This is a genomic window from Streptomyces sp. NPDC029041, assembly GCF_040637515.1.
Lineage (GTDB): Bacteria > Actinomycetota > Actinomycetes > Streptomycetales > Streptomycetaceae > Streptomyces.
Window position 1 is genome coordinate 215127 of record NZ_JBEZWO010000005.1, and the last position, 18475, is coordinate 233601.

Here is an 18475-nt window from a genome sequence, read left to right on the forward strand (position 1 = left end):
ACTTCGTGCCGTGGTCGTAGGGCAGTTGTACGCCGTCGGACCACGGTGCCGGGGCCCGCCGTCAGCCCGCCCGCCGGGCCGTGAGGAGCAGGTACTCCCACTCCAGGACGGTCGCGCCCGAGCCCGTTCCCAGGTCCCCGTCGCGGGCGAGGTCCACCAGGGCGGCGTCGAGGGCGGCGGCGCGTTCGGGATCACCGGCGAGGTTCTTGTAGACGCTGATGGTGGGGCCGTAGCGCTCCTTGAAGTAGTCGCGGAACGCCTCGGGCGTCTCGAAGCGCTCGACCCGGACCGTGCGGCGCTCGGCGCGCACGTCCGTGACCCGGTCGCCGAGGAGTGCGCGGACGTGGTCCTCGTCCCCCCACAGCGGCGGCGGCTTGCCCCCGGGCGGGGGCGGGGGCGCGTACGGCTTCATCACGGCGAACATCCGGCCGATGAAGCCCCGCGGCGTCCAGCTCAGCAGCCCGACGGTGCCGCCCGGACGGCAGACCCGGACGAGTTCGTCGGCGGCCTCCTGGTGGTGCGGGGCGAACATGACGCCGACGCAGGACAGCACGGTGTCGAACTCCGCGTCGCCGAACGGCAGGGCTTCGGCGTCGGCCTCCTGCCAGGCGAGCCGCGCCCCCTGCTTCTCGGCCGCCCGCCGGCCGGCGTCGAACAGCTCCGGCGTCAGGTCGGAGGCCACCACGTCCGCACCGGCCAGGGCCGCCCGGATCGCGGCGTTGCCGGAGCCGGCGCCGACGTCCAGGACCCGCTGGCCGGGGCGCACGCCGCAGGCCTCGACCAGGGTCGCTCCCAGTTCGGGGATGACCTCGGCGGCCAGGGACGGGTAGTCGCCCTGGGCCCACATCGCCCGGTGCTTGGACTTCAGGGCACGGTCGGCCTCGACCGCACTGTTCCGCGTCGTCATCGCTGCGCTCCTCACCGGTCGGGCGGCGGTGGCGCGCCGACGGTCCTCGAGCGTTCGCCGCCATCTCCTGAGCGTAGGGAGGGGGCGGGTGCGTGTCTCGTCGGAGAGCGCGGGGTTGTGTCTTCGTCCGGCGCCGGGTGGGGTCGTGCCTCTTCGCGTGGCGCCGGGTGGGGGTTCGCCTCTTCGCGTGGCGCGGGGTGTGGGTCGGGGCCGCGCCGGGGGGTGTCCGTCCTCGGAACGTCGCGATGGGCTTGCGTGCCGACTGACTGTGCGTTGACGCGACAACCGCTGCGGGCGGACACCCAGACACCCCCCGACACGGCCCCTTCCCGCCGTACGCGGGTGCGGCTCGGCTCCGGCTACTGGGGCGTGGCCGCCGGGTCCTGTGCCGCCGCGCGCTTGATCGCGGCGTCGCGCTTGCGGACGTACCAGATGCCGATCAGGCCCAGCCCGGCGCCTGCCAGGCAGGTCCACACCCACCAGGTGTGGCCGTGGTCGTCGAACCAGCCGTAGAACGGGAGCTGGACCAGGAAGAGGACGAACCACAGGATGGTGCCGCCGGTGATGGTGGCGACCACGGGGCCCTCCAGGGGCTCCGGCGCCTCGTGTCGGGGGGTCCACTTCGCCATGGGGACAGCTTACGAGGCGATCAGGTCTACGCGCGGAGATGGCCGAGGGGGACTTTATATGTTCATACTGAAACGGTTTATGTCTGACCACTTCTCTTCGTAGGAAACACCAAATACATGTCCTCCTCGGCTCCCGCCAAGGTCCCCGCCCCTGAACAGCCGGGAGCCGGGCGCACGTACGGCGCACTCGACCGCTTCTTCCGGATCTCCGAGCGGGGCAGCACCGTGCCCCGCGAGGTCCGGGGCGGTCTGGCCACCTTCTTCGCGATGGCCTACATCATCGTGCTGAACCCGATCATCCTCGGCAGCGCCAAGGACATGTACGGTCACCAGCTCGACAACGGGCAGCTGGTCACCGCGACGGCCCTGACCGCCGCGCTCACCACTCTCCTCATGGGCGTCATCGGCAACGTCCCGATCGCCCTGGCCGCCGGTCTCGGCGTGAACTCCGTCGTCGCCCTCCAGCTCGCCCCGCGCATGTCCTGGCCGGACGCGATGGGCATGGTGGTGCTCGCCGGGTTCGTGGTCATGCTGCTGGTCGCCACGGGGCTGCGCGAGCGCGTCATGAACGCCGTGCCCTACGGGCTGCGCAAGGCCATCTCCATCGGTATCGGCCTGTTCATCATGCTCATCGGGCTGGTCGACGCGGGCTTCGTCTCCCGGATTCCGGACGCCGCCCAGACCACCGTCCCGCTCCAGCTGGGCGGCGACGGCCATCTGAACGGCTGGCCGGTCCTCGTCTTCGTGCTCGGTGTGCTGCTGACCCTCGCGCTGATCGTGCGCAAGGTCTCGGGCGCGATCCTGATCTCCATCGTGGCCATGACGATCCTCGCGGTGGTCATCAACGCGGTGGCCGAGGTGCCGAGCTGGGGCCTGACCACGCCCACGTGGCCCGGCAACCCGGTCGCGAGCCCCGACTTCGGGCTGATCGGGCAGGTCAGCCTGTTCGGCGGCTTCGGCAAGGTCGGCGTGCTCACCGGCGTGCTGTTCGTCTTCACCGTGCTGCTGTCGTGCTTCTTCGACGCGATGGGCACGATCATGGGCGTCTCCGACGAGGCGAAGCTGACCGACGGCGAGGGGCAGATGCCGGGCATCAACCGGGTGCTGTTCGTCGACGGCCTCGCGGTCGCCGCCGGTGGCGCCAGCTCCTCCTCCGCGACGACCGCGTTCGTCGAGTCGACGGCCGGTGTCGGCGAGGGGGCCCGGACCGGTCTCGCGAACGTCGTCACCGGCGGCCTCTTCGCCGCGGCCCTCTTCCTGACGCCGGTCGCCACGATGGTCCCCTCCCAGGCGGCCACGCCCGCCCTGGTCGCGGTCGGCTTCCTGATCCTGGCCGGGTCCGTGAAGGAGATCGACTGGGCGGACTACACGATCGCCGTCCCGGCCTTCGTGACGATGCTGATGATGCCGTTCACCTACTCGATCACCAACGGCATCGGCATGGGCTTCATCACCTTCGCGGTGCTGCGGCTCGCCGCCGGGCGGGGCCGGGAGGTGCCGTCGGCGATGTACGCGGTGGCGGCGGTGTTCGCGTTCTACTACCTGATGCCGGCGCTGGGTCTGACCTGATCGTCGTCGCCGGAGTCGGGGGCGCCGTAGAACCTCTCCGTCTCCTCGACGGCGGCCTGGAAGCGCTGGTCGAAGTCATCCCGAATGAGCGTCCGGAGGACATGGTCCTGGACGCTCATTCCCCTTTTCGCGGCCTGGTGCCTGAGCCGTTCGAGCAGGTCGTGGTCTATTCGCAGGCTGAGCACGCTGGTCCCCATGGGCATGAGGGTCGCGGCAGCGTTCGGTCCGGCGGGGCGCGTTCCACCGCCTTGTCACTCATATGAGTGATGTCACGGTTCAGTGGCGGGCGTCACGGGCGGTCGCGCGTGTTCCGGTTGGTATTTAGCGAGAGTAATGAGTTACGCTAAAGAACATGCCGGACCTCAACCATGGCGACGACGTGGCCGCCGTGAACTCCCTCCGATCCGCAGTGATGCGGCTGTCCCGTCGGCTCAAGCACCAGCGGGTCGACGAATCGCTCAGCCCCACCGAGATGTCGGTGCTGGGCACCCTCTCGCTGTGCGGCAGGGCCACACCGGGGGAGCTCGCCCGCAAGGAGCACGTCCAGCCGCCGTCGATGACCCGCATCGTGGCCCTGCTGGAGGCCAAGGGACTGGTCCGGCTGGAGCCGCACCCCGAGGACCGTCGCCAGAAGGTCGTCACACGCACCGAGCAGGCCGAGGCCATGCTCGAGGAGAGCCGCGCCAAGCGGAACGCGTTCCTGGCCACGCTGGTCGAGAACCTCGACGAGGACGAGTGGGCGAAACTCCGCGCCGCCGCCCCCGTGCTGGAGAAGCTCGCGCACCTGTAAGCAGCAGTCGTCGCAAGGAGGCGAACCCTTTGAGTTCGGGACCCGGAGCAGCTTCCGCCCCCGCACCTGACCCCCACGATTCCCCGCCCGCCTCCGATCCGCTCTCGCGCAAGTCCTCGATGTTCTCCTCCCTGAAGGTCAGGAACTACCGCCTGTTCTTCATGGGCCAGGTCGTCTCCAACATCGGCACCTGGATGCAGCGCATCGCCCAGGACTGGCTGGTGCTCAGCCTCACCGGCTCCTCCGCCGCCGTCGGCATCACGACCGCGCTGCAGTTCCTGCCGATGCTGCTCTTCGGCCTCTACGGCGGTGTCCTCGTCGACCGGCTGCGCAAGCGGCCCACACTGCTCGTGACGCAGTCCTCGATGGCGCTCACGGCGATCGCCCTGTCCGTCCTCACCCTCACCGGGCACGTCCAGGTGTGGCACGTGTACGTCGCCGCCTTCGCGGTCGGTCTGGCCACCGTCGTGGACAACCCGGCCCGGCAGTCCTTCGTCTCCGAGCTGGTCGGTCCGGGGCAGTTGCAGAACGCGGTCAGCCTGAACTCGGCGAACTTCCAGTCCGCCCGCCTGGTCGGCCCCGCCGTCGCGGGCCTCTTCATCACCGGCGTCGGCACCGGCTTCGCGTTCCTCTTCAACGGCCTGTCCTTCATCGCGCCGCTCACCGGCCTGCTGCTGATGCGCGCCCGTGAGCTGCACGCCGTGGAGCGCGCACCGCGCGGCAAGGGGCAGCTGCGGGAGGGCGTGCGCTACGTCACCGGCCGCCCGGAGCTGATCTGGCCGATCGTCCTGGTCGGCTTCGTCGGGACGTTCGCCTTCAACTTCCCCGTCTACCTCTCGGCCTTCGCGGACGACGTCTTCCACGCGGGTGCGGGCGCCTACAGCATGTTCAACACGCTGATGGCGGTCGGCTCGCTCGTGGGCGCACTGCTCGCGGCCCGGCGGGGCACGGCCCGGCTGCGGCTGCTGATCGTGGCGGCCATGGCCTTCGGCGCGCTGGAGATCCTGGCCGCGACGACCCCCACGCTGTGGATGTTCGCCCTGTTCATGATCCCGCTGGGCCTGTTCGGCATGACGGTCAACGTCACGACGAACACCAGCATCCAGATGGCCACGGACCCGGCCATGCGCGGCCGCGTCATGGCCCTCTACATGATGGTCTTCCTCGGCGGCTCGCCGGTCGGCGCCCCGATCGTCGGCTGGATCACCGACACCTACGGCGCCCGGATCGGCCTCGCGGCCGGCGGCGCGGTGGCGGCACTCGCCGCGGCGGTGATCGGCCTGATCCTGGCCCGCGTCGGCAACCTCCGCCTGTCGGTGGGCTGGCACCGGGGGCATCCCCGGGTGCGGTTCGTGCCGCGGGAGCAGCAGGAGGCGCTGGCTCCGGCGGCGTAGGGCGCCGTCAGTCCCGGGGGAACTCGCCGGTTTCGAGGACGAGCCCGACCGCGGTGCCCGTCAGGTCGATCTCGTCCCCGAAGTCCAGGCTGAGCTCGCCCCGGTACTCGCCGTCCTTGGGCTTGGTGTGCAGGTGCCAGCGGCCGGTGTACGGATCCACGATCAGGTACACCGGCACACCGGCGGCGGCGTAGGCGTCCTTCTTGGGGCCGTAGTCGTTGGCGCCGGTCTTCCTGGAGATCACCTCGGCGACGAACTCGACGTCCTGGTAGCGCCACAGGCCCTTGGCGTTCTTCGCCGCACCCTCCGTCATCACCGTGATGTCGGAGGCGAAGCCGTTGAGATGGCCCGGGTAGTCGACACGGACGTCGGACTTCACGCGCTTGCGCGGGTACTTGGTGCGCAACTGGTCGTAGATGTCCGCGATGATGTCCCAGTGGGTGTCCCGCTGAGGCGCCATGAAGATGTTCCCCCCGACGATCTCGACCTTGTAGCCCTCGGGGACCGGCATGGTCTCCACCCACTCGAACATCGTGTCGAGGGTGAGTTCACCGCTGCTGTCGGCCATCTCGATCCTGTCGTCAAGGACGGTCATCGTGGCGCTCCTCCCCGGCCGCACTCGCGGATGGAGCCGGCCGCGCAGTACAACGATACGCACGGTGACCTGGACACGCCCGGGTCCGCGGAGCCCGTGCCTACACCCTGCGGGCCAGCAACTGTCCCGGCCACTTGTTCTCGCCCACCGTGAAGGCAAGGGTGCGGGTGAAGCCGTTGGCCTCGTAGTAACGGACGAGCTTGCCGTCGTCACCGGCGTAGCAGTCGACGCGGAGGAGGGAGACCCCGGCCCGGCGGGTCTCCTGGGCGGCGTGGTCCAGCAGGGCGCTGCCCACGCCGTGCCCCTTGTAGCGGCGGTCGGAGGCCAGCCAGTGGATGTAGCGCTCGGGTTCACCGGGCTGGGGGAGGTGGGACAGGGAGGCGCCCGCCGAGTCGGTGAGGGTGAGGGTGCCGGCGGGGACGCCGTCGGCGTCGGCCATGAACACGCTGCCCTCCGCCATGTACCGGCGGACCGACTCCACCGTCTTCGGGTTCTGCGACAGCGGCCGCGTCCCCCACTGCCCCGTGCGCCCCTGGGACACCAGCCACTCCACACCGCTGTCGAGCATGCCGAGTATCGCGGGAATGTCGTCGGGCCCGCCGTCCCGGATGGTGATCCGCATGGCCTCATGGTGCCAGGCTGGTTCCATGAGACTCTTCGCGGCCGTGCTGCCCCCTGACGAGGTGTGTCGTGAACTCGGCTCCGTGGTCGACGAGTTGCGCGGGCTGCCCGGCGCCGACGGCATGCGATGGACCGGCCGTCCCGGCTGGCACTTCACGCTCGCCTTCTACGGTGAGGTCGACGACGGTCTCGTCCCGGAGCTGACGGAGCGGCTGGAGCGGGCCGCGCGCCGCACCGAGCCGTTCGCCCTGGCCGTACGGGGAGGCGGGCAGTTCGGGCACGGGAAGGCGCTGTGGGCCGGGGCCGAGGGGGACCTGGCCACTCTCCGGCTGCTGGCCGAGCGGGCCGAGGCGGCGGCGCGCAAGGCGGGGGTGCCGATGGGGGAGCACCGGCGGTACAAGCCCCATATGACCGTGGCGCGGAGCCGGGCGGCGGGGGACGTGCGGGCCTTTGTGGACACCCTCGCGGGGTTCTCGGGCCGAACCTGGACCGTGCGGGAGCTCTGCCTGGTACGGAGCAATCTGCCGACGTCCGGTGTCCCGGGGGAGCAGCCCCGGTACGAGGCGGTCGGGCGCTGGGCACTCGGGGGTGCCGGTTAGGCTCGATGCCGTGGACCCGAAAACCCGCAACCGGATCATGGCCGGTGTGCTCGTGCTGATGTTTCTCGTCGTCGCCCTCGCTTCCGTGATCGGAAAGTAGCCGGGGCGGGGCCGCGCGGTCGGTCGTGTTCCGGCTGCGGGCCGGTGGGGGCTTGTCGCGCAGTTCCCCGCGCCCCTTGGGGGCGCCGGGGGAACTGCGGGACGTCGACACACAGCCGGCGCCCCCGGAAGCAGGGCGCCGGCCCATCACCGATTACCAGGCGAAAGCCTCCGGGCTCGGGCCCGGGCCCGGGAAGATCTCGTCCAGGCCGGTCAGGAGCTCCTCGGACAGTTCCAGCTCCGACGCGCGGACCGCGGAGGCGAGCTGCTCGGCGGTACGCGGGCCGACGATCGGGCCGGTCACACCCGGGCGGGTGAGCAGCCAGGCCAGGGCGGCCTCGCCGGGCTCGATGCCGTGCTTGTCGAGCAGGTCCTCGTAGGACTGGATCTGCGCCCGGGTGGCGGGATCGGCGAGCGCGTCGGCCGCGCGGCCGGAGGTACGGCGCTTGCCCTCGACCTCCTTCTTGAGCACACCGCCCAGCAGACCGCCGTGCAGCGGCGACCAGGGGATGACGCCGAGCCCGTACTCCTGGGCGGCCGGGACGACCTCCATCTCCGCGCGCCGCTCGGCGAGGTTGTACAGGCACTGCTCACTGACCAGGCCGATGGTCCCGCCGCGCCGCGCGGCGATCTCGTTGGCCTGGGCGATCTTGTAGCCGGGGAAGTTCGACGAGCCGACGTAGAGGATCTTGCCCTGCTGGACCAGGACGTCGATCGCCTGCCAGATCTCCTCGAAGGGGGTGTTCCGGTCGACGTGGTGGAACTGGTAGACGTCGATGTGGTCCGTCTGCAGCCGCTTGAGGCTGGCGTCCACGGCCCGCCGGATGTTGACCGCGGAGAGCTTGTCGTGGTTGGGCCAGGCCGCACCGTCGGCGCCCATGTTGCCGTAGACCTTCGTGGCGAGGACGACCTTGTCGCGCCGTCCCCCGCCCTTGGCGAACCAGTTGCCGATGATGCTTTCGGTGCGGCCCTTGTTCTCGCCCCACCCATACACATTGGCCGTGTCGAAGAGGTTTATGCCCGCGTCCAGCGCCGCGTCCATGATGGCGTGGCTGTCGGCCTCGTCGGTCTGCGGGCCGAAGTTCATGGTGCCGAGGACGAGCCGGCTGACCTTGAGTCCCGTGCGTCCGAGCTGCGTGTACTCCATGGGGCACAAGCCAACGTCTTGAAGTGCGCTCCAAGCAAGCACGAACTCGGGTGCGCGTGCCCGCCTCCCGTTCGTGAGGGGCTATTCCTCGTACGGACCCGCCAGGCCCCAGCCCTGGTGCATCGCCTCCGCGAAGGCCGCCGCGATCTTGTGTTCGCCGCTCGCGTTGGGGTGGGTGCCGTCGTAGGTGTCGGTGGCGACGTCGTACGAGGGCGGGGGTGAGGCCAGGAGGACGGGGGAGCCGGGTTCGTCGAGGTCGGCGGCCGTCTTGGCGAGGAGTTCGTTGAAGCGGGTGACCTCGGCGGCGAAGGGCTCGTCCGACCGGGCGCGCACGTTCGGGGTGACGGGCAGCCACACCATGCCCACCCGCCGGTTCGCCGCCCGCGCTTCGGACACGAACGCCCGGACGTTCTCGGCGGTCTGCTCGGCGTTCGTGTAGAAGCCCAGGTCGATCAGGCCCAGGGAGACCAGGAGCACGTCCGCGCGGCACGACCGCACCGCGTCGCCGATCAGCGGGGCCATGTGCTGCCAGCCCTCGCCCCAGCCGGCCAGGTGGGCACGCGGGAAGTCCGGATCGGCGTACCCGTTGGACACCGGGGCCTGCGCGACCTTGTCGTAGAGCGTCTCGCGGGGGCCGACGAGAGTGAAGGGGCCGCCGTAGGAACGGCACAGGTGCTGCCACAGCCGGTAGCGCCATGTGTGTTCGCCCGTGCTTCCGATCGTCATGGAGTCACCGACGGGCATGAACCTGAGCATCCGCTCATGATGAACGATCTCGGCGGCCGACGGGATGTGAGTCGGGACACGCCCTTCGGACGGCCGTCGGGCTGTGATCCATCGGGCCGGTGAACCGCGCGGCGGGATGGCAGGCTTGGGGCATGCGCAGACCGTTCGCACTCCTCGCCGCGGCCCTCCTCACGGGCGCCCTCGCCGTGCCCGCCTCCGCCGCCGACGGCGACGAGAAGTTCACGATCAAGGACCCGCGCATCACCGAGTCCAGCGGCCTGGCCGCCTCGCGGCAGCACCCCGGCATCTACTGGACGCACAACGACAGCGACGACGGGGCGTACCTGTACGCCGTGGACAGCGCGACGGGCGAGACGGTCGCCACGATCACCATGTCCGGCGTGGGCAGCCCGCGCGACGTCGAGGCCATCTCCATCGGGCCGGACGACCAGATCTACGTCGGCGACATCGGCGACAACCTCGGCGGCAGCTGGCCGTACGTCTGGATCTACCGGCTGCCCGAGCCGAAGAAGCTGCGCGACGAGACGATCAAGGCCACGCAGTACGTCGTGAAGTACTCCGACGGCGCGCGGGACGCGGAGTCCCTCGTGGTGCACCCGAAGACCGGCCGCGTCTACATCGTCGACAAGAACGAGAAGGGCGGGCACCTGTACGAGGGCCCGGCGCGGCTCGCTCCGTCCGGGACGAACGTCTTCCGTCCGATCGCCGCGGTCCCCGACCTGGAGGCCACCGACGCCACGCTCTCCCCGGACGGCGAACAGCTGGTCGTGCGCAGCTACTTCGGGGCGATCGCCTACGACTGGAACGGCGGGAAGATCAAGAAGAGGGAACGGCTCGGCGTGCCGTTCCTGGGGCAGGGGGAGTCCGTCACCTACACCGCCGACGGCAAGACGCTGATGTACGGCGCCGAAGGCGCGGACAGTCCGGTGGAGCCGCAGGACGCCCCGGGCGGTGACGCCTCCAGCGCGTCCTCCGGAAGTGGGAGTTCGACCGCGTCCGACGGCGGGGGAGAGGGCCTGAGCGGCAACCTGAAGACGGGGGCGATCGCCGCGGGTGCGGTTCTGGTGGCGGTGCTGGCCGTGCGGGGGCTGAGGCGTCGGCGCTAGGCCGTCTCCGTGAAGGGCGTGGGGCGGGCGGGACGTCGAGGTCGCGATCCTGCCTCCGCGGTGCTCGTCACCGAGTGCTTCCGCGGGTCTCCACCAGCATGTCCAACCCGTCCAGGATCCGCTGCAGCCCGAACTCGAAGTGGTCGAAGTCCGTGCCGAAGGCGTCCTCGGAGAGCGAGGCCATGACCGGGTAGCGGCCCGAGGCCATGGCCTTCTCCAGGACCGGCACCTGCGCCTGCCAGAACTCGGCGTCCGTCAGCCCGGTCCTGCGCTCCGCCTCCAACTGGTACAGCTGCGTGCGCGCGGCCCCTACGACGTAGCCGTCGATCATGATGATCGCGGAGACGAGCTCGGGGTCGCTCAGCCCCATCGGGCGGATCAGGGTCAGCACCTTTTCCATGCCGTCCAGGGCGCTCGGGCCGAGGATCGGGCGGGACTGGTTGACCTGGAGCAGCCAGGGGTGGCCGCGGTAGAGGGCGAGGGTGGCGCGGGCCAGTGCCTCCAGGGCCGCCCGCCAGCCGCCGTCGCCGAGGTCGGCCGGGTTCTCGGAGGGCCGCTGCACCCGGTCCAGCATCAGGTCGAGCAGTTCGCCCTTGCCGGGCACGTACCGGTACAGCGACATGGTGCCGGTGCCGAGTTCGGCCGCGACACGGCGCATGGAGAGGCCCTCCAGCCCTTCGCTGTCCGCCACCTGGATCGCTGCTTCCACGATCCGGTCCAGCGTCAGGGTCGGTTTGGGGCCGCGGGTCGGGCGGCGGCCGGTGTCCCACAGCAGTTCGAGCGTGCGGGCGATGTCGCCGCTGCCGCTGGTCTCCGTACCGCCCGTGCCCCTCGAACCGCTCGTCATGGAGCCCAGCTTAGATCCCCGCGAAAAAACTGGGTACGGCGTACGCGTCATCGGGTACGGTGTACTCAGTTCGGTGCCGACGGGGCACGGACGTGCGGGAGGGGGCGGCATGGACGGATACGCGGTGCGGGCCGAGGCGCTGGAGAAGAGGTACGGCGACAAACGCGCCCTCGACGGCTTCGACCTGGAGGTGCGCGAGGGCACGGTGCACGGCCTGCTCGGGCCGAACGGGGCGGGCAAGACCACCGCCGTCCGCATCCTGACCACGCTGATCCGCCTGGACGGGGGCAGCGCGACGGTCGCCGGTCTGGACGTCGTCCGGCAGGCGCGCGAGGTGCGGGCCCGGATCGGCCTCACCGGCCAGTACGCGGCGGTCGACGAGGTGCTCACCGGCCGGCAGAACCTGGAGATGTTCGGCCGGCTGTTCCACCTGGGCGGCAGGCGGGCCCGGCTCCGGGCGACCGAACTGCTGGAGCAGTTCGACCTGACCGACGCCGCCGACCGGGGCGTCGGCAAGTACAGCGGCGGCATGCGGCGCCGCCTCGACCTCGCCGCGTCGATGATCCTCGCCCCGGCCGTCCTCTTCCTCGACGAGCCGACGACCGGTCTCGACCCGCGCAGCCGGGGCGAGGTCTGGGAGTCCGTCAGGGCGTTGGTGGCGGGCGGTACGACCGTGCTGCTCACCACGCAGTACCTGGAGGAGGCCGACAAGCTCGCCTCCCGCATCACCGTCATCGACCAGGGGCGGGCCATCGCCGACGACACCCCGGACGGACTGAAGAACCTGGTCGGCGGCGACCGCATCGAGGTCGTGGTCGCCGAGCGGTCCGAGATCCCGCGGGTGGTGAAGGTCGTCGCCCGGGTCACGGACGGCGAACCCGAGGCGGACGAGACGGAGTTGCGGGTGCACGCCCCGGTCACCGACCGGGTCACCGCGCTCACCGAGGTCGCACGGACCCTCCAGGACGAGGGCGTCCGCGTCGAGGACATCGGGCTGCGCAGGCCCAGCCTCGACGACGTGTTCCTGCGCCTGACCGGACACCGCACCGAGAAGGAGGCCGCGGCATGAGTGCCACCGACCTGAGCATGCCGAGCACCCGGGGCGGTGCGTACTGGCTGCTCGCCGACTGCTGGAACATCGTCCGCCGCGGCCTGACCCACTACCAGCGCCAGCCTGTGAACATCGCCTGGCAGCTGGGCTTCCCGATCCTGTCGGTGCTGATGTACGGCTATGTCTTCGGCAGCGCGATGAAGGTGCCGGGCGGCGGGGACTACAAGGACTTCCTGATGCCGGGCATGTTCGTGATGACCATGGCGTTCGGCTTCATCAACACGGCGACGGTCGTGGTGTACGACTCCACCAAGGGCGTCATCGACCGGTTCCGCTCGATGCCGATGGCGTCCTCGGCCGTGGTGGCCGGGCGCGGGATCACCGATCTGATCGTGGCCTGCGCCGAGTTGGCGATCATGATGCTCACGGCCCTCGCCATGGGGTGGCGCCCGGACGGCGGCTTCGGCTTCCTCGCCGCCTTCGGTCTGCTGCTCTGGCTGCGGTTCGCGCTGATCTGGATCGGCGTGTGGCTCGGTCTGCTGGTACCCAACCCGGAGGCGGCGGGCGGTCTGTTCGCGGTCGCCTTCCCGCTGACGATGATCTCCAGCATCTTCGTCGCGCCGCAGCTCATGCCCGACTGGCTGGGGTGGCTGGCGGTCTGGAACCCGATCTCGTCCACCGCGGCGGCGACCCGCGAGCTGTTCGGCGAGCCGGTCATCGGCGACACCTGGGTGGAGCAGCACGCGCTGCTGATGGCGGGGGTGTGGCCGGTGATCCTGACGGCGATCTTCCTGCCGCTGGCCGTACGGAGGTTCAGGAAGCTGAGCCGGTAGCCGCCGAAGCGATCGCACACCTCCCAGAGTCTTGACGTGCTCATGTTGCGTCAGTTCTCTGGGAGGTGTGCGGCATGATGGGAGCGCTCCCATCGATTCCGGGTGCCGTGCCTCCCCTCCCCGAGGAACCCGAGAGGAAGCAGCCACATGTTCCGCACTCTGCGCAGAGCGCTGTGTGTTGCCGCGGCGCTCCTGTTACCGCTGGCGGGCGTGCAGTCGGCACGAGCCGATGTCACCGCCGAGGCCGCCGGCGCCGGTTACTGGCACACCAGCGGCCGGCAGATCCTGGACGCGGCCGGGCAGCCGGTCCGTATCGCCGGCATCAACTGGTTCGGCTTCGAGACCGCCAACCGCGTCGCCCACGGCCTGTGGACACGCGACTACAAGAGCATGATCGACCAGATCAGGTCGCTGGGCTACAACACCCTCCGCATGCCCTACAGCGACGACATCCTCAAGCCCGGCGCCATGCCGGACGGCATCACCTTCGACGGCAAGAACACGGACCTGCGCGGGCTGACCTCGCTCCAGGTCCTGGACAAGATCGTGGCCTACGCGGGCCAGTCCGGCCTCAAGGTCGTCCTGGACCGCCACCGCCCGGACGCGGCGGGCCAGTCGGCCCTCTGGTACACGGCGTCGGTCCCCGAGTCGACGTGGATCACCAACCTCAAGGCCCTGGCGGCCCGCTACAAGGGCAACTCCACGGTGATCGGCATCGACCTCCACAACGAGCCCCACGACCCGGCCTGCTGGGGCTGCGGCGACACCTCCAGGGACTGGCGCCTGGCCGCCGAGCGCGCGGGCAACGCGGTGCTGTCGGTCAACCCTGAGCTGCTGATCATGGTCGAGGGCGTGCAGTCGTTCAACGGCACGAACATCTGGTGGGGCGGCAACCTCGCGGGCGTGGCCCAGTACCCGGTCCGGCTGGACGTCCCGAACCGGCTGGTGTACTCGGCGCACGACTACGCGACATCGGTGGCGGACCAGTCCTGGTTCACGGACCCGTCCTTCCCCGCCAACATGCCGGGCATCTGGGACAAGCACTGGGGCTACATCTTCAAGCAGAACATCGCCCCGGTGTGGCTCGGCGAGTTCGGTACGACGCTGAAGCCCTCGGTGGACCAGAAGTGGCTGGCCGAGCTGGTGAAGTACCTGCGCTCGACGTCGGCGTACGGCACCGACAGCTTCCACTGGACCTTCTGGTCGTGGAACCCCAACTCCGGTGACACGGGCGGCATCCTCAAGGACGACTGGCAGACGGTCGACACGGCGAAGGACGCCTACCTGGCGCCCATCAAGGCCCCGGGCTTCGGCTCCGGAACCCCCGGTCCCGGCCCGGGCGACCCCGGTAACGGAACACCCACCTGCACCGCCGCCTACACCGTCGGCAGCGACTGGGGCGGCGGCTTCAACGCCGAGGTGAAGGTGACCAACACGGGCACGCTGCCGCTGAAGTCGTGGAAGGTGACGTGGACGTGGAGCGGATCGCAGAAGGTCACGAACATGTGGAACGCGACCCACACCCAGACCGGCGCGACCGTCACCGCGGTGAACGCGGCGCACAACGGCACTGTGGCACCGGGCGGTTCGGCGGGCTTCGGCTTCGGCGGCGCGCCCGGGGGCGGAGGTGTGCCGGCCGTGACGTGCACGGCGACGTGAGTACGGGGTGAGTCGGGGCGTCCGGTGTGCCCCGGGCGCCCCCTGTCCTGCCTGACAGATCCACCCCTCGGGCTGAACCCCGGCCTGTCCCTCCGATCTGACGGCCTGTCCGGAATTGTCAGAACACCCCGTCGTGAGGGGTTTTTTGGGGCAGGCTGTGACTCGATTTGGTCAAGTCTTGGTTGAACCCGTGCATGCGCGGTGCGCTCTTCCGGAACGATGCGGCACGGCCCGTCACCCGCGGGCCCGACCCCCCTCACCGTTGCGAGAGACTCCATGAGAAGAAGCGCAGCCGTACTGTGTGGCGCGACCGTCGTACTGGCCGGGACCCTCACCGCCGTCCCCGCCAACGCCACCGCGTCGCAGTCCGCGCACACGGCCCGGACCGCCGCCGCGAAGATCACCTGGAAGAAGTGCGGGACGGACGACACCCCGACGCTCCAGTGCGCGTCGGTGAAGGTGCCGCTCGACCACGCGAAGCCGCGAGGCAAGCAGATCAGCCTGGCTCTGTCCCGTGTGCCGCACACCGCGTCGAAGTCCCAGGGCCCGCTGCTCGTCAACCCCGGCGGTCCCGGCGGCAGCGGTCTGTCGCTGGCCGAATTCGTCGCGTCCTCCCTGCCCAAGGCGGTCGCCGCCCAGTACGACGTCATCGGTTTCGACCCGCGCGGCGTCGGCAAGAGCCAGCCCGCCCTGGACTGCAAGCCGGGCCACTTCGACCCGGTCCGCCCCGACTCCGTACCCAGCACGCCGGCGATCGAGAAGGCCAACCTCTCCCGCGCCAAGGCCTTCGCGCAGGCCTGCGGCCGGAAGTACAAGGACGTCCTGCCCTACATCGACACGGTCAGTGCCGTGAAGGACATGGACTCGATCCGCAAGGCCCTCGGCGCATCGAAGATCAACTACTTCGGTTACTCGTACGGCACCTACCTCGGCGCGGTCTACGCCAAGCTGTTCCCCGAGCGGGTGCGGCGCCTGGTGCTGGACTCGATCGTCGACCCGACCGGCGTCTGGTACGACGACAACCTGCAGCAGGACTACGCCTTCGACAAGCGCCACAAGGCGCTCATGGCGTGGATCGCCACGTACGACTCCACCTACCACCTCGGCACCGACCCGAAGAAGATCGAGGCCAAGTGGTACGCCATGCGGGCGGCCCTCGCCAAGAAGCCGGCCGGCGGCAAGGTGGGCGCCTCCGAGCTGGAGGACATCTTCATACCCGGCGGCTACAACAACGCCTACTGGCCCACGCTCGCCCAGACGTTCGCCGCGTACGTCAACAACGACGACACCGCCGCACTGGTCAAGGCGTACGACACCATCGCCGCCATCGACGCCTCCGGCGACAACGGCTACAGCGTCTACACCTCGGTGCAGTGCCGCGACGCGTCCTGGCCGCGCGACTGGAAGCAGTGGCGCAAGGACAACTGGGCGGTGTACGAGAAGGCTCCGTTCATGGCCTGGAACAACGCCTGGTACAACGCGCCGTGCGCGTTCTGGCCGACGAAGTCGCTGAAGCCGGTGAACGTCTCCAACAGCAAGCTCCCGCCGGTCCTGCTGTTCCAGGCGACGGACGACGCGGCCACCCCCTACCAGGGCGGTGTCACCATGCACCGGCTGCTGAAGAAGTCCAGCCTGGTGGTGGAGCAGGGCGGCGGCAACCACGGCATCACGCTCAGCGGCAACGCCTGCCTCGACAAGTACCTCGCGACGTACCTCACCGACGGCAAGGTCCCGCACGGCAGCGGTGTGGCCGACGCCGTGTGCAAGAAGAACCCCGACCCCAAGCCGCAGTCGGCGGCGCAGAAGGCGTCGAGCATGCTGCGGCCTGCCGTCGCGGCGGCCGGTGACAGCCTGCGCGGGATCCTGGGGTCCGGACGCTGAGCGCGTCGGTGACCAAGGCCTGACAGGACACGAAGGGCGCCCGGCCCAACTCGCCGGGCGCCCTTCGCCGTTCGCCGAAGACCCGGTCGGCGGCCGGGGCTAGGGTGTCCGGTCATGGGGGAGAGCGTGCACGACGAGATGGTGGCCGTCCCGGCGGGGCGCGTCACGCTGTCCGACCGGCGGACCGAGCGCAGTTGGGCGGTGGAGGTCGGCTCGTTTTGGATGTCGGCGTTCCCGGTCACGCAGGCCTGGTACGCCGAGGTCACCGGCGAGTGCCCGAGCTCGGCCCGGGGCGACCGGCTGCCCGTCGAGGGCGTGTCCTGGTGGGACGCGATCCGGTTCTGCAACGCCCTGTCCGTGCGCGAGGGCCTGACCCCCTCGTACGAGGTGCGGCCCGGGGACGGGGAGGCCCGCTGGGACACCACCGCCGACGGGTACCGGCTGCCGACCGAGGCGGAGTGGGAGCACGCCTGCCGCGCAGGCAGCACCGGCCCGCGCTACGGCCCGCTCGACGAGATCGCCTGGTACCGCGGCAACGCGGACGACCGTATCCACCCGGTGGGCGGCAAGCAGCCCAACGCCTGGGGCCTGTACGACATGCTGGGCAACACCTGGGACTGGTGCTGGGACCTCTACGACGCCGAGGTCTACGGCACCTACCGGGTGCTGCGGGGCGGCGGCTGGTCCGACGAGCACTGGAGCTGCCGCGCCTCGGTACGCCGCCGGAGCCATCCGACGTTCCGGATCGACGACGTGGGGTTCCGGGTGGCGCGCTCGGTTCCGGGGGCCGTGCGAACGATGCGGGCCTGAGCACGCGAGAGGGCGCCCCGCACGGGCGGGACGCCCTCGACACTCACGTACGCGAGAAGGTCAGAGCTTCTCGATCACGTAGTCGACGCACTTCGTGAGCGCCTCGATGTCCGCCGGGTCGATCGCCGGGAACATCGCGACGCGCAGCTGGTTGCGGCCGAGCTTGCGGTAGGGCTCGGTGTCGACGATGCCGTTGGCGCGCAGCACCTTGGCGACGGCGGCCGCGTCGACCTCGTCGGTGAAGTCGATCGTCCCGATGACCTGCGAGCGCTTGGCCGGGTCGGTGACGAACGGGTTGGCGTACTTGATGTCCTCGGCCCAGCCGTAGAGGGTCCGGGCGGAGGTGGCGGTGCGCCGGACCGACCAGTCCAGGCCGCCCTGGCCGTTGATCCACTCCAGCTGCTGGTTCAGCAGGAAGAGGGTGGCCAGCGCCGGGGTGTTGTACGTCTGGTTCTTGCGGGAGTTGTCGATCGCCGTCGGGAGCGAGAAGAACTCCGGGACGTGGCGGCCGGAGGCGTGGACCCGCTCGGCGCGCTCGATCGCGGCCGGGGAGAAGACGCCGATCCACAGGCCGCCGTCGGAGGCGAAGGACTTCTGCGGGGCGAAGTAGTAGACGTCCGTCTCGGCGATGTCGACCGGCAGGCCGCCCGCGCCGGAGGTGGCGTCCACCAGGACCAGCGCGCCCTCGTCGGCACCGGCCACGCGCTTGATCGGCATGGCGACACCGGTCGAGGTCTCGTTGTGGGTGAACGCGTAGACGTCCACACCTGCCTCGGCGACCGCCTCCGGGTGGGTGCCCGGGTCGGCGGAGATGACGTCCGGCTCGGCCAGCCAGGGCGCGAGCTTGGCGGCCTTGGCGAACTTGGACGAGAACTCGCCGAAGGTGAGGTGCTGCGACCTGTTCTCGATCAGGCCGTGCGTCGCGATGTCCCAGAACGCGGTCGAGCCGCCGTTGCCCAGGACCACCTCGTAGCCGTCGGGGAGCTGGAACAGCTCGCTGATGCCCTCGCGCACCTGGCCGACCAGGTTCTTGACGGGGGCCTGACGGTGGGAGGTGCCGAGCAGGGACGTGCCGGTGGCGGCCAGGGCGTCCAGCGCCTCCACCCGCACCTTGGAGGGGCCAGCGCCGAATCGACCGTCGGCGGGCTTGATGTCAGCAGGAATCTGGATCTCAGCCACGAAGGGGAGCGT

19 protein-coding genes are annotated in these 18475 nt (G+C 70.3%); 10 read left to right on the forward strand and 9 right to left on the reverse strand.

Translation table 11 applies throughout. The features are described 5' to 3' along the window. Window positions 1-61 precede the first annotated feature (61 nt). Complete coding sequence (locus AB0F04_RS14350; protein ID WP_362041194.1) at window positions 62-907, reverse strand: methyltransferase domain-containing protein; 846 nt, start codon at window positions 905-907, stop codon at window positions 62-64. Between the two features lie 359 nt (window positions 908-1266). Next, entirely contained in the window at window positions 1267-1536 is a 270-nt protein-coding gene (locus tag AB0F04_RS14355; RefSeq protein ID WP_362041196.1) for a DUF2530 domain-containing protein, read from the reverse strand. A 117-nt stretch (window positions 1537-1653) separates the two neighbouring features. On the opposite strand from AB0F04_RS14355, the gene AB0F04_RS14360 reads away from it, so the two are divergent. Further along, on the forward strand, window positions 1654-3105 hold the full coding sequence (locus tag AB0F04_RS14360; protein ID WP_362041197.1) for an NCS2 family permease: 1452 nt from the start codon (window positions 1654-1656) through the stop codon (window positions 3103-3105). On the opposite strand, the gene AB0F04_RS14365 is transcribed toward AB0F04_RS14360, so the two are convergent. After that, on the reverse strand, window positions 3075-3308 hold the full coding sequence (locus AB0F04_RS14365; RefSeq protein ID WP_362041199.1) for a ribbon-helix-helix protein, CopG family: 234 nt from the start codon (window positions 3306-3308) through the stop codon (window positions 3075-3077). The two genes, AB0F04_RS14360 and AB0F04_RS14365, sit on opposite strands and share 31 nt — an antisense overlap. Before the next feature lie 149 nt (window positions 3309-3457). Here AB0F04_RS14365 and AB0F04_RS14370 point away from each other — a divergent pair, with 149 nt between their 5' ends. Both AB0F04_RS14370 and AB0F04_RS14375 read left to right on the forward strand, forming a co-directional pair. After that, complete coding sequence (locus AB0F04_RS14370) at window positions 3458-3895, forward strand: MarR family transcriptional regulator (protein WP_053672640.1); 438 nt, start codon at window positions 3458-3460, stop codon at window positions 3893-3895. Window positions 3896-3924: 29 nt separating this feature from the next. Beyond that, window positions 3925-5289: an MFS transporter gene (locus AB0F04_RS14375; RefSeq protein WP_362041201.1), complete on the forward strand. Its 1365-nt coding sequence runs from the start codon at window positions 3925-3927 to the stop codon at window positions 5287-5289. A gap of 7 nt (window positions 5290-5296) precedes the next feature. Here the strand turns inward: AB0F04_RS14375 and AB0F04_RS14380 are convergent, their stop codons facing one another. Together AB0F04_RS14380 and AB0F04_RS14385 are read right to left on the reverse strand one after the other, a co-directional pair. Then, window positions 5297-5884, reverse strand: a complete 588-nt coding sequence (locus AB0F04_RS14380) for a Uma2 family endonuclease (protein WP_362041203.1) — start codon at window positions 5882-5884, stop codon at window positions 5297-5299. Between the two features lie 100 nt (window positions 5885-5984). Continuing rightward, window positions 5985-6506: a GNAT family N-acetyltransferase gene (locus AB0F04_RS14385; protein WP_362041206.1), complete on the reverse strand. Its 522-nt coding sequence runs from the start codon at window positions 6504-6506 to the stop codon at window positions 5985-5987. 25 nt (window positions 6507-6531) lie between these two features. On the opposite strand from AB0F04_RS14385, the gene thpR reads away from it, so the two are divergent. Further along, window positions 6532-7104 carry an RNA 2',3'-cyclic phosphodiesterase gene (gene thpR, locus AB0F04_RS14390; RefSeq protein ID WP_362041207.1) on the forward strand — a complete coding sequence of 191 codons (573 nt, stop codon included), beginning with the start codon at window positions 6532-6534 and terminating at the stop codon, window positions 7102-7104. Between the two features lie 253 nt (window positions 7105-7357). Here the strand turns inward: thpR and AB0F04_RS14395 are convergent, their stop codons facing one another. Both AB0F04_RS14395 and AB0F04_RS14400 read right to left on the reverse strand, forming a co-directional pair. Continuing rightward, window positions 7358-8350 carry an aldo/keto reductase gene (locus AB0F04_RS14395; RefSeq protein ID WP_362041209.1) on the reverse strand — a complete coding sequence of 331 codons (993 nt, stop codon included), beginning with the start codon at window positions 8348-8350 and terminating at the stop codon, window positions 7358-7360. Window positions 8351-8431: 81 nt separating this feature from the next. Continuing rightward, entirely contained in the window at window positions 8432-9106 is a 675-nt protein-coding gene (locus tag AB0F04_RS14400) for an SGNH/GDSL hydrolase family protein (RefSeq protein WP_362041210.1), read from the reverse strand. 122 nt (window positions 9107-9228) lie between these two features. Here AB0F04_RS14400 and AB0F04_RS14405 point away from each other — a divergent pair, with 122 nt between their 5' ends. Then, window positions 9229-10203, forward strand: coding sequence for a WD40 repeat domain-containing protein (locus AB0F04_RS14405; RefSeq protein WP_362041212.1), 975 nt, complete (start codon window positions 9229-9231; stop codon window positions 10201-10203). Window positions 10204-10270: 67 nt separating this feature from the next. On the opposite strand, the gene AB0F04_RS14410 is transcribed toward AB0F04_RS14405, so the two are convergent. Beyond that, window positions 10271-11050, reverse strand: coding sequence for a TetR/AcrR family transcriptional regulator (locus AB0F04_RS14410; RefSeq protein WP_362041213.1), 780 nt, complete (start codon window positions 11048-11050; stop codon window positions 10271-10273). 109 nt (window positions 11051-11159) lie between these two features. On the opposite strand from AB0F04_RS14410, the gene AB0F04_RS14415 reads away from it, so the two are divergent. The 5 genes from AB0F04_RS14415 (at window position 11160) to AB0F04_RS14435 (ending at window position 17284) form a co-directional block, all read left to right on the forward strand. Continuing rightward, window positions 11160-12119: an ATP-binding cassette domain-containing protein gene (locus AB0F04_RS14415; protein ID WP_362041215.1), complete on the forward strand. Its 960-nt coding sequence runs from the start codon at window positions 11160-11162 to the stop codon at window positions 12117-12119. After that, window positions 12116-12934: an ABC transporter permease gene (locus AB0F04_RS14420; protein ID WP_362041217.1), complete on the forward strand. Its 819-nt coding sequence runs from the start codon at window positions 12116-12118 to the stop codon at window positions 12932-12934. The genes AB0F04_RS14415 and AB0F04_RS14420 overlap by 4 nt, the downstream gene beginning before the upstream one ends. 147 nt (window positions 12935-13081) lie before the next feature. After that, window positions 13082-14593, forward strand: a complete 1512-nt coding sequence (locus AB0F04_RS14425) for a cellulase family glycosylhydrolase (protein ID WP_362041219.1) — start codon at window positions 13082-13084, stop codon at window positions 14591-14593. 276 nt (window positions 14594-14869) lie between these two features. Beyond that, complete coding sequence (locus AB0F04_RS14430; protein WP_362041221.1) at window positions 14870-16474, forward strand: alpha/beta hydrolase; 1605 nt, start codon at window positions 14870-14872, stop codon at window positions 16472-16474. Window positions 16475-16588: 114 nt separating this feature from the next. Beyond that, complete coding sequence (locus tag AB0F04_RS14435; protein WP_362041223.1) at window positions 16589-17284, forward strand: formylglycine-generating enzyme family protein; 696 nt, start codon at window positions 16589-16591, stop codon at window positions 17282-17284. 60 nt (window positions 17285-17344) lie between these two features. Here the strand turns inward: AB0F04_RS14435 and serC are convergent, their stop codons facing one another. After that, a complete protein-coding gene (gene serC / locus AB0F04_RS14440; RefSeq protein WP_361921320.1) occupies window positions 17345-18463 on the reverse strand; it encodes a phosphoserine transaminase in 1119 nt (372 codons plus the stop codon). Window positions 18464-18475: the final 12 nt, after the last annotated feature.

What these genes read in the sequence shown, in the direction of transcription:
- AB0F04_RS14380 (WP_362041203.1), bottom strand. Translation starts at nt 5,884, where the DNA reads ATGACCGTCCTTGACGACAGGATCGAGATGGCCGACAGCAGCGGTGAA.
- AB0F04_RS14425 (WP_362041219.1), top strand. Translation starts at nt 13,082, where the DNA reads ATGTTCCGCACTCTGCGCAGAGCGCTGTGTGTTGCCGCGGCGCTCCTG.
- AB0F04_RS14405 (WP_362041212.1), top strand. Translation starts at nt 9,229, where the DNA reads ATGCGCAGACCGTTCGCACTCCTCGCCGCGGCCCTCCTCACGGGCGCC.
- AB0F04_RS14435 (WP_362041223.1), top strand. Translation starts at nt 16,589, where the DNA reads ATGGGGGAGAGCGTGCACGACGAGATGGTGGCCGTCCCGGCGGGGCGC.
- AB0F04_RS14370 (WP_053672640.1), top strand. Translation starts at nt 3,458, where the DNA reads ATGCCGGACCTCAACCATGGCGACGACGTGGCCGCCGTGAACTCCCTC.
- AB0F04_RS14360 (WP_362041197.1), top strand. Translation starts at nt 1,654, where the DNA reads ATGTCCTCCTCGGCTCCCGCCAAGGTCCCCGCCCCTGAACAGCCGGGA.
- thpR (WP_362041207.1), top strand. Translation starts at nt 6,532, where the DNA reads ATGAGACTCTTCGCGGCCGTGCTGCCCCCTGACGAGGTGTGTCGTGAA.
- AB0F04_RS14410 (WP_362041213.1), bottom strand. Translation starts at nt 11,050, where the DNA reads ATGACGAGCGGTTCGAGGGGCACGGGCGGTACGGAGACCAGCGGCAGC.
- AB0F04_RS14400 (WP_362041210.1), bottom strand. Translation starts at nt 9,106, where the DNA reads ATGCTCAGGTTCATGCCCGTCGGTGACTCCATGACGATCGGAAGCACG.
- AB0F04_RS14385 (WP_362041206.1), bottom strand. Translation starts at nt 6,506, where the DNA reads ATGCGGATCACCATCCGGGACGGCGGGCCCGACGACATTCCCGCGATA.
- AB0F04_RS14415 (WP_362041215.1), top strand. Translation starts at nt 11,160, where the DNA reads ATGGACGGATACGCGGTGCGGGCCGAGGCGCTGGAGAAGAGGTACGGC.
- AB0F04_RS14395 (WP_362041209.1), bottom strand. Translation starts at nt 8,350, where the DNA reads ATGGAGTACACGCAGCTCGGACGCACGGGACTCAAGGTCAGCCGGCTC.
- AB0F04_RS14355 (WP_362041196.1), bottom strand. Translation starts at nt 1,536, where the DNA reads ATGGCGAAGTGGACCCCCCGACACGAGGCGCCGGAGCCCCTGGAGGGC.
- AB0F04_RS14350 (WP_362041194.1), bottom strand. Translation starts at nt 907, where the DNA reads ATGACGACGCGGAACAGTGCGGTCGAGGCCGACCGTGCCCTGAAGTCC.
- AB0F04_RS14365 (WP_362041199.1), bottom strand. Translation starts at nt 3,308, where the DNA reads ATGCCCATGGGGACCAGCGTGCTCAGCCTGCGAATAGACCACGACCTG.
- AB0F04_RS14430 (WP_362041221.1), top strand. Translation starts at nt 14,870, where the DNA reads ATGAGAAGAAGCGCAGCCGTACTGTGTGGCGCGACCGTCGTACTGGCC.
- AB0F04_RS14420 (WP_362041217.1), top strand. Translation starts at nt 12,116, where the DNA reads ATGAGTGCCACCGACCTGAGCATGCCGAGCACCCGGGGCGGTGCGTAC.